The organism is Bacteroidales bacterium (assembly GCA_035342335.1).
Taxonomy (GTDB): domain Bacteria; phylum Bacteroidota; class Bacteroidia; order Bacteroidales; family JAGONC01; genus JAGONC01.
Map to the genome: position 1 here is coordinate 38000 of DAOQWY010000018.1, position 14161 is coordinate 52160.

Annotated in this window: 14 protein-coding genes; 5 read left to right on the forward strand and 9 right to left on the reverse strand. The window is 47.2% G+C overall.

Annotated features, from left to right (window positions below; translation table 11 throughout):
• The first annotated feature begins 7 nt into the window (after positions 1–7).
• The 3 genes from PKI34_09700 to PKI34_09710 all read left to right on the forward strand — a co-directional run bounded on the left by PKI34_09700 (position 8) and on the right by PKI34_09710 (position 1831).
• Positions 8–727, forward strand: a complete 720-nt coding sequence (locus PKI34_09700) for a ubiquinone/menaquinone biosynthesis methyltransferase (GenBank protein HNS18080.1) — start codon at positions 8–10, stop codon at positions 725–727.
• A 96-nt stretch (positions 728–823) separates the two neighbouring features.
• Positions 824–1423: a hypothetical protein gene (locus PKI34_09705; GenBank protein HNS18081.1), complete on the forward strand. Its 600-nt coding sequence runs from the start codon at positions 824–826 to the stop codon at positions 1421–1423.
• A 51-nt stretch (positions 1424–1474) separates the two neighbouring features.
• Entirely contained in the window at positions 1475–1831 is a 357-nt protein-coding gene (locus PKI34_09710; protein ID HNS18082.1) for a DoxX family membrane protein, read from the forward strand.
• 17 nt (positions 1832–1848) lie between these two features.
• Here the strand turns inward: PKI34_09710 and PKI34_09715 are convergent, their stop codons facing one another.
• The 5 genes from PKI34_09715 to PKI34_09735 all read right to left on the reverse strand — a co-directional run bounded on the left by PKI34_09715 (position 1849) and on the right by PKI34_09735 (position 8435).
• Entirely contained in the window at positions 1849–2838 is a 990-nt protein-coding gene (locus tag PKI34_09715) for a PrsW family glutamic-type intramembrane protease (protein HNS18083.1), read from the reverse strand.
• Between the two features lie 63 nt (positions 2839–2901).
• Positions 2902–5730 (reverse strand): hypothetical protein, encoded by a 2829-nt coding sequence (locus tag PKI34_09720; GenBank protein ID HNS18084.1) that lies wholly within the window; start codon positions 5728–5730, stop codon positions 2902–2904.
• Between the two features lie 224 nt (positions 5731–5954).
• Positions 5955–7064, reverse strand: coding sequence for a hypothetical protein (locus PKI34_09725; GenBank protein HNS18085.1), 1110 nt, complete (start codon positions 7062–7064; stop codon positions 5955–5957).
• A 34-nt stretch (positions 7065–7098) separates the two neighbouring features.
• Positions 7099–7893: a hypothetical protein gene (locus PKI34_09730; protein ID HNS18086.1), complete on the reverse strand. Its 795-nt coding sequence runs from the start codon at positions 7891–7893 to the stop codon at positions 7099–7101.
• A 5-nt stretch (positions 7894–7898) separates the two neighbouring features.
• Positions 7899–8435 (reverse strand): sigma-70 family RNA polymerase sigma factor, encoded by a 537-nt coding sequence (locus tag PKI34_09735; protein HNS18087.1) that lies wholly within the window; start codon positions 8433–8435, stop codon positions 7899–7901.
• Positions 8436–8612: 177 nt separating this feature from the next.
• On the opposite strand from PKI34_09735, the gene PKI34_09740 reads away from it, so the two are divergent.
• A complete protein-coding gene (locus PKI34_09740; GenBank protein HNS18088.1) occupies positions 8613–9602 on the forward strand; it encodes a methyltransferase in 990 nt (329 codons plus the stop codon).
• A 34-nt stretch (positions 9603–9636) separates the two neighbouring features.
• Complete coding sequence (locus tag PKI34_09745; protein ID HNS18089.1) at positions 9637–10416, forward strand: PhzF family phenazine biosynthesis protein; 780 nt, start codon at positions 9637–9639, stop codon at positions 10414–10416.
• Between the two features lie 30 nt (positions 10417–10446).
• Here PKI34_09745 and PKI34_09750 read toward each other — a convergent pair whose 3' ends face one another.
• From PKI34_09750 to PKI34_09765, 4 genes are all read right to left on the reverse strand, one after another.
• The gene (locus tag PKI34_09750) at positions 10447–11247 is read right to left on the reverse strand and encodes a hypothetical protein (protein HNS18090.1); all 801 of its coding nucleotides are present in this window, start codon (positions 11245–11247) and stop codon (positions 10447–10449) included.
• Entirely contained in the window at positions 11231–11824 is a 594-nt protein-coding gene (locus tag PKI34_09755) for a sigma-70 family RNA polymerase sigma factor (protein ID HNS18091.1), read from the reverse strand. Before PKI34_09755 ends, PKI34_09750 begins: the two co-directional genes overlap by 17 nt.
• Positions 11825–11987: 163 nt before the next feature.
• Positions 11988–12404 carry a secondary thiamine-phosphate synthase enzyme YjbQ gene (locus PKI34_09760; protein ID HNS18092.1) on the reverse strand — a complete coding sequence of 139 codons (417 nt, stop codon included), beginning with the start codon at positions 12402–12404 and terminating at the stop codon, positions 11988–11990.
• A gap of 17 nt (positions 12405–12421) precedes the next feature.
• Positions 12422–14074, reverse strand: coding sequence for a glycosyltransferase family 39 protein (locus PKI34_09765; GenBank protein HNS18093.1), 1653 nt, complete (start codon positions 14072–14074; stop codon positions 12422–12424).
• Between the last annotated feature and the right edge of the window lie 87 nt (positions 14075–14161).

The following is a 14161-nucleotide window of genomic DNA, read 5'->3' on the forward strand; positions in this document are numbered from 1 at the left end:
AGACTTTATGAACCAACAAGAACCCGCGAGCCGTCCGCTTCAGAAGATGTTCAACGAGGTTCCCCGGCGCTACGACCTTATGAACCGTCTTCTCACGTTCCGGCTCGACGAGCACTGGAGAAAAAAAGCCGCCCGCATCTGCCTCCGGGACCACCCCGCCCATGTAGTCGATCTATGTACCGGTACTGGCGATCTGGCCTGCCACCTTGCCAGGAACAAAGAAGCAGCAACCAAAGTCACTGCCCTGGACTTCAGTGAACCCATGCTCGAAGAAGCACGCAGAAAGATCGCCAGGAAAAAACTCTCAGGTGTCGAGGTTGTATCGGGCGATGTCAGCGAACTTCCCTTTCAGGATCAATCGATCGATGCGATTTGCATCGGATTCGGATTCAGGAACCTGACCTGGAAGAATCATAAACGGGAACGTTACTTATCCGAAATTCACAGGGTACTGAAGCAGGGAGGAAAGTTTGTGATCGTTGAAACTGGTCAGCCTGAAAATTGGATCATAAGGAAATTTTATCACCTTTATTTATATCTCTTTGTCAATTTCATCGGTGCTCGGCTGAGCGGAAATAAAAAGGCCTATCAGTATCTGGCAACTTCGGCCATTCATTTTTATTCACCGGAGGAGATTAAAGTATTGCTTAAAGATACGGGATTTAAGATAATCATTTACAATCCATTATTTTTGGGAGCTGCTGCCCTGACCATAGCGTATAAGTAAAAAAACAATCACCCTTAAAATTGCGAATCTGAATATTATTATTATATTTGCCTTAATCTTGCTGTATTTTCGGGAACACTTATCAGACCATCTGACATGAAAACATACTCCATTCTGCTTTTAACCCTGTTCTTAACGGGATTTGAAGCATTGGCAGACGGATGGGAGCTTGTCAAAGACAAAGACGGTATAAAGATCTACACCAGGACAACCGAGGGTTCCAAATTCAGAACCTATAAGGGAGAGGCCATTTTAACTATCGGGATGGAAGCGATGTACCGTGTTTTGACCGATCTGGACAATTATGACCAATGGGTCTATTCCTGCTCCGAAAGCCGGCTCCTATCAAAAATGGATGCCAATGAGTACACGTACTATTCCATCATGAGTTTGCCCTGGCCCTTCGATAACCGGGACATGACAACCAGGATGAAGGTCATCCGGGGAAATGACACCATTCGTTTTAGCACCAGCCTGGTACAGGGAAAACAGGCCCTGCAAAAGGGACTCGTCCCGATTGCGGCCTATGAGGAGGTCACTACGCTGGTCAAGATCAATGACCGGCAGATCAAAATGATCATGGAAGGATACTTTGAACCGGGAGGCACCTTGCCGGCGTGGGTGATCAATATGTTTCTTTCCGAGGGTCCATACGAGTCGCTCATGACGATTAAAAAATTACACGAGAAGAAATAGCCAGTTTCAAAAAACCATATTCGCCTCTTTCACAAACAAATCCTTTGAGTCATGAAAATATTGTCTACCATCGGGAGAATCATCTACTCAGTTATTATCATCCTTTTTGGTGTGTTTCATTTCATGAATGCCTCCTCGATGGCATCGACAATGCTCAGCGGATGGCCTTATGCGGAGGTACTTTTATACATTTCGGGAGCGGCACTGATCCTGGGAGGTATTGCCATCCTGTTTAAATTCTTCGGTCGCCTTGCAGGAATCCTGCTGGCCGTTTTGTTGCTGATCTTCATCCTGGCCATTCATCTGCCTGGGGTTCAGGCCGGTAACCAAATGGCCCTGTCAAGTCTCCTGAAGGACGCTGCACTTCTTGGGGCAGCCCTCTCCTATGCAGCAACGATGAAGAAATAACCCGAACTCAGATTCCATTATTTCAGGGAGGACCATTTCCACAGGTCGCGGCGCGACACACGTAAAACAGGAGCAATGGCCAGCAGGCCTGTCACCCCGATATTCTTTTCCAGGGCTTTCAACTCAGTCAGTTTTTCATCAATGGATTCCTCCTTTCGAACGTGTATGCCTGCTTCCTGCAGCATCAGCTTGCTTTTGGCCTTGATCGACAGTTCGAGGTAAAGCGAAATATAGGCAAGCATATCCACAACAGCCATCGGGGCAAAGCGATCCTTGATGAACATCATGTATTCTCCGGCATGCGTCCTGGCAAACTGACCCTTTCGAATCATCAGCATAAGCTTTACCTCACTGTCGAACTCCAGCTCCAGCCACCTTCTCAGGTTTCGTTCACCGGATCTGAAAATGAAGTATTCCGTCAAAGCGATGATAACCAGTGTAAAAACCATCATGGCAGCGGGAGGCATGACAAAATGGTTAAAAAACGAATGCATTAAAATGGCGATCAGCCAGCTGTACAGGTAAGGAAAAATGGACCGTTGTTTCCTTCCGAAAGACTGCATCACAAGGATGGCAAAGACTGAGGTGGTCCCCCCGTGCATGATTGCAGTGCCTAAACCACGGACCATCCAGAGCAACAGATTCTGTGAGTTCAGCTCCAGAAGGTACCAGATGTTTTCAACAAGGGCAAAACCGGCTCCGACACCAAAACCATAAATAGCTCCGTCAATCATAAAACCAATCCGGTTTTTCCAGATCAACAGTATGACCATGATCATCTTGAGCGTTTCCTCCACCAATGGCCCGACATACCGGGTCATTTCCTGTCTTTCAAGATTCAGCTCATTCAGGATGAACGTATTGATGAAATAGGCCCCGATGGCACAAAGCATGCCCCAGACCAGGCAAAGAACCAGGTGTGGAATTTTAACCAGTTTGAAACAATCCATTAAGATCAACAACAGGAGAAAGACCAGAACAGGCAAGAGTGCGATCGCTATTTTCATGGAGGAGGCTTAGTTTCTTTTCAATTTTCAACTTCCTGCCTGGTTTATGACTCCCTGTACTGTTTACATCAGCTTCAGCGATAACATCCATTGATCCGTTGGAAACATCGACGGACTGTAACCTCTGGCGTAACCAAACGAGAGATAGGATTTCAGCAGCGTAAACAATGCAATTTCAACATCCACCTGGGCTCCTGTATTGTAGTAGTATTGCCTGTACTCCGCTTCTGAGGGATCTGCAAACAGTCCCATAGCGAACAGCGATAACCGGGCATAGGTCGCATAGAAGCCCAGAAATCCTAACCTTTTGAACCGCAATGGTTTAAAATTTATTTCGGTCAGTACCTTGCCGTAGTTCATGGCAGAGACCGCGTCGATTTCCATACCTGGAAAGCTGAGGTCTTCACGGTATCTGGACATTGGTTGGTAGTCAACCCAGTTATTCCTGAATCCGCCGAAATAGAAGTTGGACAGGGCATCCTTACGTTTCCCGAAGGACTGTCCCAGCGAGGTGCGCAGCCAGAACGTCGTGTTTCGGTGTGGCAGCAGGCACCCCACATCCTGGTTGGAAACGATATGGGGATAAACTGTCTGATTCGCAAGGTAATTATAGGTGTAAATGGTCCATTCGAATCCCTGTTCCGGTTCGATGGCTCCGATGGATTTTCTGAGGTGGCTATAATGAAAGCTGGCTGTTGCCGTGTACATGTTCTTGTAAGGCGCCTCCACATTCTGATAGGACGGTAATTTCTCCAGATCTCCGTAGGCACCCGCCTGGATGAAAAAGTCCATGGTGGTCGGACGAAAATGGCGCAACACCTTCTGATATCGTAAGGTGAAAGCATACCCTGCCCTGCTGACCTTTGTGGGGCCAAACAGGTCATAAAAATCCGATTTATTGTAACTGGCATTGAATCTCCAGCCCCAGAGGCGATATTCCAGGTTCGCATGGATTCGTTGCTTAGATGGAAGCACGGAATCGATCTCTTCAGGGTTCAAATCGGCGAAGGTCAGCTCCGGTGAATAGGAGACGGTTAATTTCAGCGAATGCAAGGCTGACGGGTCCTGAAAATTGAACCGGTAGCCGAACGCAGCAAAATCCTTATATCCCTCAATGATCGGATATGCCGACGCGAAACGCATCTCGCTGAACGGCCTGTAACGTCCTTCAAACGTTTTCAGCGAATCAATATTGATCTTTGAAGGCGGAGGCAACATCCAGTCCTCTACAACAGGATTTGTTTCATAAACAAGCTGGCCCAGCAGTTCAACGGCATTGGCGTCTTCGATGGGACGGATGGGGATGATACAGGGCTGAAGTCCATTCTGATGATATTCATAGACCAGCAGCGAATCTTCGCTGACCTGTTTCGGACGGAAAAACCCCGTTTCCGCATTGGTCATCAATTCAGCCTGCCGGGATTCGATGTTGATCCGGAAGACATTGGAAACACCTGTATACCAGGATGTTCCATATAAATAACGGTCGTCCGATGAGAAAACAAAATTGGACAGGGCATTCTCCTCAAACTCATAGATCACTTCATAATCCTCACTGCCCAGCAGAAGGTCCCGGATCCGGTAAATGACCAGTTTCTGGTGTCCTGATACATCGGAAAGGATTCCCGAAAGGAATTGTCCATCGTGGGAAATGTCCAGGTCGAAAAGGCTCCTGCCAAAAGCAATGGCAGATACCTCTTCCCAATTTTGATACGGAGGTGGTATGCGGATGATGGTCACCCGGCCGTTCATATGCTGCAATGCCCAGAGGGACTTGTCGGTCGGATGGACGACCAGATCACCTGCGCGGGTCACTTTCATCAACCGCTTTCTTTCACCGGTTTCAACATTGACCGATTCGAGGCCTCTCCAGTCTGACGTGTGCGTGACCGCAAACAGGGTCTGCAGGGAATCATCGTATGCCAGGGAGGTTACATAATACAGGACCGGGCTGTGGATACCCGCAATTTTCTTCATTGACCCGTCCTTCAGATCTACAGAAGCGATATGTGCCAGTTTTCCCGGATAATTCACCGCGGCATAGATCTTCTGGTCCTGAATGTTGATGAATGAATTGGAGACGTTTCCCAAAGGCTCCTCCGTAATGTACCTTCGGGGTGTAACAGGGTATTCCCTTATCCGCTGCAGGTTCTCTGTCTGAAACTGTTGCTCCCAACGGATCCACCGGTCCCATTCGGTTTTTACATCAACCCCGTACACATTTCTGAACTGGCTGGCATAGAACCGTTTGCTGGAATCACTCCTGCAAAAGAAGGCGCGCAATTTTTCAACACCATACTGGCTGGCAAGGTAACTGACAAACCGGGTCCCATAGAGGTACGAATTGACCCCCACCTGGAAATCGATGGCAGTTCCTTCGGTTTCAAGCCCGACCACGCCGTAGAAATAGCTGGAATCGTGCACCATGGTCCTGAAGACCATCTCGTCATATCCCCCGAGAACCCTACCCAGTCCGCCCGACATCCACGTTTCCATAAAAACAGCGATCCCTTCGTGGTACCAGCGGGGCGAATACCATCGGGGCGTGGTCATGTAGCTGTAAGCCATGGTCAATGGATTGGTATTGTCGAGCGAAACTTTTCCGCCGAAAATTTTCCTGTATAAAACATCATTCCGTGCGGCCTGGTCGCACATGACCACGTGGGCCAGCTCGTGGTTCATCAGCCACTGGAAGCGCTCATTGGATGGAATGATGTTATAGGTGTAATTGAAAGGAGCGACCCCGACGGAAAGCATATTCCACGGGATCACCAGTGTACCTCCGTTGCCCACATCTGTAAAGTCATTCAATAACACAGAAACCTCCTCAGAAGGTTTATAATTCCAGAAATCACGGTGAAAGCCCATGGCGTTCTCGTAACACCTGGCCATATGCGGCACCATGTACGAATATCCCTTTGAAATGTAAATCGTACGGAGGTCCGCAGTGTTATACTGGTATAGTTGAACCTGTCCCGAAGACAAAAATGTATAGGAAAAGAAAAAAATCAAAACCAGGAATAGACGTCTCACTCCTGGTTGCTCACATTCACTTGTACCAGGCTCCATAGGGAAATATCAACTTTAGCTGACAGGTTTAGATTACGTTTAAACGATCAATCCACCACTACTCCCAGGCTGGCATTGCTGTTTACAAAACCCTGGGCGGCGGACAGGGCACTACCAATGCTTGCCACATTTATAAATGCGCCCGAAAGCTGGCTTTGAGCGGCAACATTGCCGGCAGCAACCTGTCCTGAACTCAGGACATTCTGCACATAATTGCCTATGGCAGCGTTGCTGCTCAATGATTCAATGTTTCCGATGAATCCCTGGTCCGATAGCAGAAATCCCACCACCAATCCAAGGCTGCCTTCAGTACCAAGCGCTGATTCAGATGAAAGGGTTCCCTGAAGATTACCCTCCGAACCGACAAAAAGTCCGTTGATCGGGGTATTGAGGACAACGGCTCCAATGATGTCAGAACCACAATAAATGTTGAGGCTGTTGCTGTTAATAACCGACTGCAGGTTTTCGGCACTGTAAAACGGTTTGTCACCAATCGCTTTAAGCGCAATGGGATCATTGAACACATAAGCCTGCTGTACCACGCGGATCAACAGTTCATCCCGTATGCTCTTCAATTTTTCGATCTCCTGCTCATTCACCAGTCCACCTCCGCTGCCCTTTTCCACAGAACGTTCCAGGTTGTTGACCATAACGGTCAATATGGAATCCTTTTCCTCCATCTTCTGGACATAGTTGGCAAAGAGCCGGAGGTTGTTTTCCACATCGGCCGAACTCTCGCTGATGGTATCCTTGTAAAAGTCCCCCAGCATATAGACTGTTGTGGTCAGTACCTCGTTGTTGTTCTTAAGAAAATCCCTGAAATCCTTCATTTGCGCAATGTATTGATCATATTCATCATCAAAGGCCTTGATGGATTCCATATCCAGCAACCGGTTTTCAATGCTGGTGGCCAGCGTATTGGCATAGGCATTGAATACGACCAGCCCCTGGATGATCTCCGACAATTTTGCCGTGTCCTTCACGATATCGCTCCGGAGAAGAATGTCTTTCTCCGTCATCTGTTCTTTTCTGTATTTTTCGACTTTCCCGATGGTGCCGGCAGCTTCTTCTTTTCCGACCTTTCCCTGGCAGGAAAAGAATACTATGCTTATGACTGTGACAAAAAATCCAGACAAAATCAAAATATTTTTTTTCATCTTTTTAGTTTTTTAAGATTATTCTATTTCTTTTTCATAGCTCAAAATGAGTACTGTACTCCAGGTTTCCAGCGACATACAGGTCCAGGATCAGTTCTTCGCTGACATAGGTCAGTTTTTTCAGAAGCAGGGAGTAGGTATTTTTGCCTGAATTTCCTATCCTGATGGCTTTGTATGCTGCCATGATCTCGCAGCCGGGCTTATCCTGCATGGCACGAAGGCTCCATACCTGAAAAGCTGTGTTGTTGTAGGAAATATTGATCATGCACGGATTTTCCGACTCAACCTCAATGGTCATCTGAGTGAAATCCTGTGGCATTGCATATGCCTGCAGGTTCAATTTAACATCCGGCAATTCAACCGGAAGCGTAAGCGAAGCAGCTGAGAGTTTGTTGCCCATTGTCCCTGTAATGTCCTGCTCTGAAATCGAGCCGGAAGATTCCCTGTCGTAGAACAAGCCGAAAAGGAGTGAGGTGATGAGGATGCCTGCAATAAAAGAAAATGCAAGATTCCATTGGGGATTTGGGAAGAACTGCCGTATGGTTTTTGTCCAGGGATTCATTTCTTGCGATGATTTCTTAAGGTAGTGGTCTGCCTGAATCTCTTTATCGAGTTGCCTGATGGATTGCATAACGGCATCTTTTACGTCGATTGCGTGATTTTCCCTGGCAGTGTCGGTCAGAAGTTCATCCACGCGTGACAGTGATCCTATGTATGCTTTCACTTCAGCAATTTCTTCCCTTCCTTTTTCCAAAGCTTCCAGCTCCTTCTTCGAGAGATCTCCCTTGAATTGCTTTCGGATTAAACGTTTATATTGACGGCTGATCATAACTTTCAACCAATTTGTTCTGTCAGAATATTCCGCAAAACCTGACGTGCCTCGAATAATCTTGACTTGACCTTTTTCTCCGTAATCCCTGTAATTATGCTCATCTGCTGATAGGACAATTCGTTGTAATATTTTAAAACGACCAGAATACGATGCTTGGGTTGCAGCTGCAGGACCGCACTTCTGACATTTCGCCTGACTGCCGTCTGTAGGGTTTCTTCGTCAATACTTTCAAGATCATTCACGCTCAACTCTTCCACGGAAGAAAAATATCTTTTGCGTCTTGCGAAGGTTACCGACTCGTTGAAAGCAATTCGATACAACCAGCTAAAGAACTTATACTGAAAATCAACCTTATCCAGATTCGTGTAGGCTTTGAGAAAGACTTCCTGCGTTAGATCCCTGGCGTCGTTCTTGTTTCCAGTCATATAGTAGCACAACCGGTAAATGGCTTCCTGGTATCTGTCGACCAACACAGAAAATGATTCAACATCTCCCTGGCGGATCTTTCTTATGATTGAATGATCGTCAGTTTCAACCATAAATACAATGTGAAATGCTTAAAGTTGTATGATTCGGTAAATAATTATCAAAAATAATGATTCAAAATTTATTTCCACCATACTTTTTTATAATTTTCGGGACTTAATTATTTCAATGGAATTGCATCGGTCAAAAAGCCAATCATTATCCATAATGATTTAAATAACACTGCCGGAATGCTGACCCCTGAGACCATCCGTGAAATGATCAGCGGTTACCGGACCAGCCGCATCCTTTTGTCCGCCCTGGAGCTTGACATCTTCACGGCCATTGGATCAAATGGAAAGACCAGCGTGCAGGTTGCCAACTCTTGCGGGACGGCGCTGCGGTCAACGGAAATGTTGCTGCATGCCTTGTGTGCACTGACGTTTCTCGAAAAAAAAGAAAACGTGTTCCATAACACAGCCGCTTCTCATCAGTGGCTTGACAGGAATTCACCGGATTATTTATCAGGACTGCATCACAACACATCACTTTGGCATTCTTGGACATCTCTCACTGAATCAGTGAAGGAAGGCAAGACGGTGGTTTGGAAGGATGGGGAAAAAGACAACCAGAAATGGCTGGGGCCATTCATCGCGGCCATGCACGACAGGGCCCGTATGAATGCCCCCTCAGTTGTTGCCCATCTCCGGCTGGAAGGAATGCATAAGGTACTTGATCTGGGAGGAGGGCCCGGCACCTATGCCATGGAGATGGTCAGGCAAAATCCGGAGATCAATGCCTTTGTCTGTGATCTCCCTGAAGTCGTTGCACTTACGGAAAATTACATAGCGAATGCCGGGCTCACGGGAAGTGTCCGTACCATTGCGGGAGATTTCATGCAGGATGACATCGGTAAGGATTATGACTTGATCTTCCTGTCGGCGATCATCCATTCCTACTCGCCCGACGAGAACAGGTTCCTCCTCAAAAAGTGCGCGGATGCATTGAACAGGAACGGCATGATCGTCATACAGGACTTTATTATGGATGAGGACAGGATTCATCCCGTGGAGGGGGCTCTGTTTGCCATCAACATGCTGGTCAATACCGTTTCCGGCTCCACCTATACCGGGTCAGAAGTGACCGGTTGGCTTGAGGAAGCTGGATTTGGGGATATTGAGCGGATAGCTGTTTCAAACCGGACGATACAGCTGGCGGGCAGGAAGACAGTTGACAGTTGACAATTTATCAATCAAGCATTTAAATATCGAACGTATGATCCCTTTTTATCAGGTGGATGCCTTTACCAGAAAATTATTTGGCGGCAATCCCGCAGGTGTTTGTCCGCTGGTGGAGTGGATAGATGATGCCCTGATGCAACGCATAGCCACCGAGAACAACCTTTCTGAAACTGCGTTCTTCGTCGACAGGGGTGAGTGGTTTGAGATCACCTGGTTCACTCCTGCGGCAGAGGTCGATCTGTGCGGTCACGCCACACTGGCTTCAGCACATGTCATCTTCAACCACCTTGATTATCCGTATGATGTGATCATGTTCGACACCAAAAGCCATGGCCCGCTTTACGCGCGCAAGGCCAACGATCTTATTTCACTTGATTTTCCGGCGGGTAAACCTCAAAAGGTCCCTGTCCCTGATCAGCTGATCCTGGCACTGGGGCGGTTACCATCGGAGCTCTATGCCACCAGGGATTATCTGGCTGTTTTTGAAACACAGGAAGAGATCCTTGCCATTAAACCCAATTTCAATCTTTTCAGCAAACTCGACAAAATGGGCGTGTGCGTCACGGCTCCCGGCCGTAAATCGGATTTCGTATCAAGGTTCTTTGCCCCGGCGGTAGGAGTTAACGAAGATCCCGTTACCGGCTCGGTCCACACCGACCTTATCCCCTACTGGGCAAACCGTTTGGGCAAGAACACCATGCACGCACTTCAGCTGTCCAAACGCGGTGGTGAGTTATTCTGTGAATTGAACGGAGACAGGGTGCTGATCTCGGGCAGGTCGGTCACTTTCCTCGAAGGAGAAATAAAGATTTAAGCGTAAACCACCGTGCCTGTCATCCCTGTACTACCTGACATAGATCTTTCTGGTGCATAACAGTTCCTTCCCGCTGCTCATTTGAAAATAGTACAATCCAACCGGACGGTCAGGTTCCCAGACAAAGGTACCGGAGGGCATAGGCTTCCCGAGAATGACCTGAGCTTTGTTGTTCAGGATCGTAAGGAAAACACTGTCGGATGGTTCTGTCAGGCAGGTGAATACGATCACTGAACCGGAAGTGAAGGTTTGCCCATTCTCAGGCCAGGCACTTTTCAAAATTCCGTTTCGGTAATGAATGCCGGTCAATTTCTCCAGAGTGGAATGTATTCGAAAAGATTCCGCCAACAGATTATTGGACGATTCACGATCAGGCTCTGTGTCAGTGATCGTTTCCTGCAATCCACCTTCGGTCATGGCATCCTGGTTGGAATACAGCGTATCCTCCATAAGGGTATTTGCACTGTCCCTGAATGGTTGAGACGAGCTGATGACCGGAGGGGAAACCGTTTCTCCTGCTGTTAAGCGAAGCAGGAAATAGCCGGTTGTCAGACACAGAAGGCCAGTGGCTGCTGCAATGAGCCAGGGATAACTCAGGATGATCATGCCCCCGGTAGGTTTACTTTTCCTTAATTTATCGCCTATCTTCCTGACTTTCTTCCTAAAAGCAATAATATCGGTTTTAAGTAAGGATTGATGAATCTCCTTTTGTTCATTAAATAAATCTTGAAATTCAGGATCACTGTCCAAACGCTGCTCCATCACCTTCATCTCTTGCTCCTCCAACTCCCCGTCAAAGTAACCCCAAATCAGGTCAAGGTCGCTCTTCATACCGTATGTTCTTAATTTTACTATACATTGGATCTCGTTTAATATTCCTGGACAATATTTTCCTGCATTGTGACTTACGTTTTCGTACATAGAGCTCGCTCTTCAAACCAAGTTTTTTGGCTATTTCCCGGGAAGAGAACCGTTGAAATACCAGAAAAAGGATTTTCTGGCAATTTTCACCGAGGCGTAAAAAATGATCGTGGAACAGCTTTTCCTTTTCCGCTTCAAGGAAGGATTTATCCTGATCATTGTACCCTGTCAGGGTATTTTCCATCATTTCGTAAGGAATGAATTCCTTGTTCATTTTTTCCAGCCGGTGCATCCATAAATTCCGGCAAATGGAATAGAGATAGGTTTTAAAAGTGCACGATAATGCGAAGTCAGGTGATTGTATCTTTTCAAATGCAACGACCAGTGCATCCTGGAAAAGATCTTCCGCATCAATGACTGCCCCGTTGTTGGCTTTGACCATGTGCAAGACCGAGGGCAAATACTCACGGTAAATATACTCCAGCACGTCGTTTTCGGAGCTCTGAAATCCTTCAACAATTCTGGCTTCGGAAAAGTTGTCGTTCATACAGGTTAATCCGGTAAGACCGAAAATGTGACCCTGCTATTAGGAAAAAGTTATTAACAATTTGTTAGTAAGATGAGCGGAGATGCAAAAAATCAAAATACTGGATTCCCCGGCTGGTCAGTTCTTTTTATCAGAATGCATTCAATTAAGTAGCTGATGGCCACTATTCTCCGATGATCTTGACCAGTACCCGCTTGTTGCGTTTGCCATCGAATTCTCCGTAAAATATCTGTTCCCAGGGGCCGAAGTCAAGACTCCCGTCAGTGATGGCCACCACGGTTTCACGCCCCATGATGGTTCGTTTCAGATGAGCATCCGCATTGTCTTCATATCCGTTGTGCTGGTACTGTGAATAGGGTTTCTCCGGAGCCAGTCTTTCCAGCCAGGACTCAAAATCGTTATGAAGGCCGCCTTCGTCATCGTTGATGAAGACACTGGAGGTTATGTGCATGGCATTGACAAGGCACAGACCCTCCCGAATGCCGCTTTCGCGCAGGCACTGCTCCACCTGCGGGGTGATGTTGATCAATTGACGCCGCGTGGCTGTATGAAACCACAATTCCTTGCGATACGATTTCATGAATTTTATTTATGCTTTTAATGATTTGAAAGATCAGGCATTTCCCGTCTGGCAAAGACAAAACCATTCCGCTCGTAAAGGATCTTCAACTGGGGGTATTCATCCTGATAGCGTTGTTTGCGTGTGATTTTATAAACAAAGTAGACTGGTTTATCAATCCTGCCCTTCAACAGCCATTCCTGATCATAGGATAATGGATTTTCCGGTGGTTTCTTTTGGCCATAGAAAAAATGCGCATAGCTTTTAAATCCAAGGGTATGGATGTAACAGTCTTCCGGTCCCTTCTCCCTGTAAAATTCGATGGCCGCCCGTTGCGTGTATCCTTCAGCCTTCGGCAGGATCACGCTCATTGAAATGAAAGAAAACAACAGGGTCCCGGCAAAGATCACAATTACCCGTGTGCGATTTTCCTTCAGAACGTAGAACAAGATCATGGATAGGATCAACGGAAGAACGACCAAAGCCTCCCATCCGGTCCAAGTGACATTCGCCTGCAGATTCGCAGCGGCAAATGCATCCCTGATCATTCCTGAGGATAACAGACTGTCTTTATTCATCAGTGCTATCACAAGCAAAATAAGCACGACAATCCAGATGGATCCCAGGATCCCAAGGGAGATCCGTGTCAGGCGGTTCACTTCCGCCTTTTGAGTGACCACGTGATAAATATACTCCGATGCCATCCAGGTCAACGGGAAATAGGCCAGCGATGAGTAATGGACGATCTTGGTCCTGACGATCGAAAACACAACAAGTACGACCAGCAGCAGGATCAGGCAGATCTGGCTCCAGGCCTTCCTGAAAGAAGACCCCTGATTTATTTTCCTGATACTGCTCAAAACAAAAACGGAGGCCGGAAAAACGCCAGCGAAGAGAACCACCACATGATACAGCGGGAATCCTCCGTGCCCTGCATCCCTGGTATTGAACAGCCGAACCTGGTAACGGATGAAATCACCGACCACGTCTGCGTGACCGGTTAAAAGCTGGATGATGAACCAGCATCCGCCTGTAATCATCAACCCGGCAAAGAAAAGGGCGATGTGCTGAAGCCGGAGTCGCATTCTGAACCTGGTGATGATCAGGTAGACAAGCCCGGTCAGCCCGAATAAAAGCAAAGCAACAGGCCCTTTTGTCAACACAGCCAGTCCAATGAATGCGCCTGAAAGCAATGCATTCAACGACCGGTTCGCATCCAGGAGCAGGTAACCGGCTCCGAAATAGATGCCCAGCGTAATGAGCAGGTTAAACCAGGGATCGATGATACCGGATTTAAAATAAAAAAAAGGCAGAATGGAACCTGCATAAACAAGCATCCAGATGACCCCCATCCTGTGATCATACATTCTCTTTCCGATGTGGTACAGGATGATCAGGGTGCAAATGCCACAGAGTGCGTTGGGAAAACGGGCAGCGAATTCATTGATCCCGAAAAGCTTCATCGAGATCACCTGAAGCCAGAAAAACAGGGGAGGCTTTTCCCAGAAAGGCTGGAAATTGATCTGTACATTCAGGTAATCCCCTGTTACGATCATTTCCCGGGCCACTTCCGCAAAGTTGATCTCATCCCAGTCGAAAAGCGACACTGAACCCAGAAAAGGAAAAAATAAGATGGACCCTGCCAGGACAGTAATGAGCCAGACAATCCGGGAGCGGGGGGAATCTGCCATTTCAATCGAGATTATTTGGCCTGTGAAGGTATGAAAATCCCGGGAACAGATCATCGCACTACGGCAAAAATCAAACAAAGCTCACAA

Bases quoted from the DNA above. Each gene is read 5' to 3' on its own strand.
- PKI34_09700 (HNS18080.1), top strand. From the start codon at position 8: ATGAACCAACAAGAACCCGCGAGCCGTCCGCTTCAGAAGATGTTCAAC.
- PKI34_09710 (HNS18082.1), top strand. From the start codon at position 1,475: ATGAAAATATTGTCTACCATCGGGAGAATCATCTACTCAGTTATTATC.
- PKI34_09765 (HNS18093.1), bottom strand. From the start codon at position 14,074: ATGGCAGATTCCCCCCGCTCCCGGATTGTCTGGCTCATTACTGTCCTG.
- PKI34_09720 (HNS18084.1), bottom strand. From the start codon at position 5,730: ATGGCCAGGTGTTACGAGAACGCCATGGGCTTTCACCGTGATTTCTGG.
- PKI34_09715 (HNS18083.1), bottom strand. From the start codon at position 2,838: ATGAAAATAGCGATCGCACTCTTGCCTGTTCTGGTCTTTCTCCTGTTG.
- PKI34_09725 (HNS18085.1), bottom strand. From the start codon at position 7,064: ATGAAAAAAAATATTTTGATTTTGTCTGGATTTTTTGTCACAGTCATA.
- PKI34_09730 (HNS18086.1), bottom strand. From the start codon at position 7,893: ATGATCAGCCGTCAATATAAACGTTTAATCCGAAAGCAATTCAAGGGA.
- PKI34_09705 (HNS18081.1), top strand. From the start codon at position 824: ATGAAAACATACTCCATTCTGCTTTTAACCCTGTTCTTAACGGGATTT.
- PKI34_09760 (HNS18092.1), bottom strand. From the start codon at position 12,404: ATGAAATCGTATCGCAAGGAATTGTGGTTTCATACAGCCACGCGGCGT.
- PKI34_09740 (HNS18088.1), top strand. From the start codon at position 8,613: ATGCTGACCCCTGAGACCATCCGTGAAATGATCAGCGGTTACCGGACC.
- PKI34_09755 (HNS18091.1), bottom strand. From the start codon at position 11,824: ATGAACGACAACTTTTCCGAAGCCAGAATTGTTGAAGGATTTCAGAGC.
- PKI34_09735 (HNS18087.1), bottom strand. From the start codon at position 8,435: ATGGTTGAAACTGACGATCATTCAATCATAAGAAAGATCCGCCAGGGA.
- PKI34_09750 (HNS18090.1), bottom strand. From the start codon at position 11,247: ATGAAGAGCGACCTTGACCTGATTTGGGGTTACTTTGACGGGGAGTTG.
- PKI34_09745 (HNS18089.1), top strand. From the start codon at position 9,637: ATGATCCCTTTTTATCAGGTGGATGCCTTTACCAGAAAATTATTTGGC.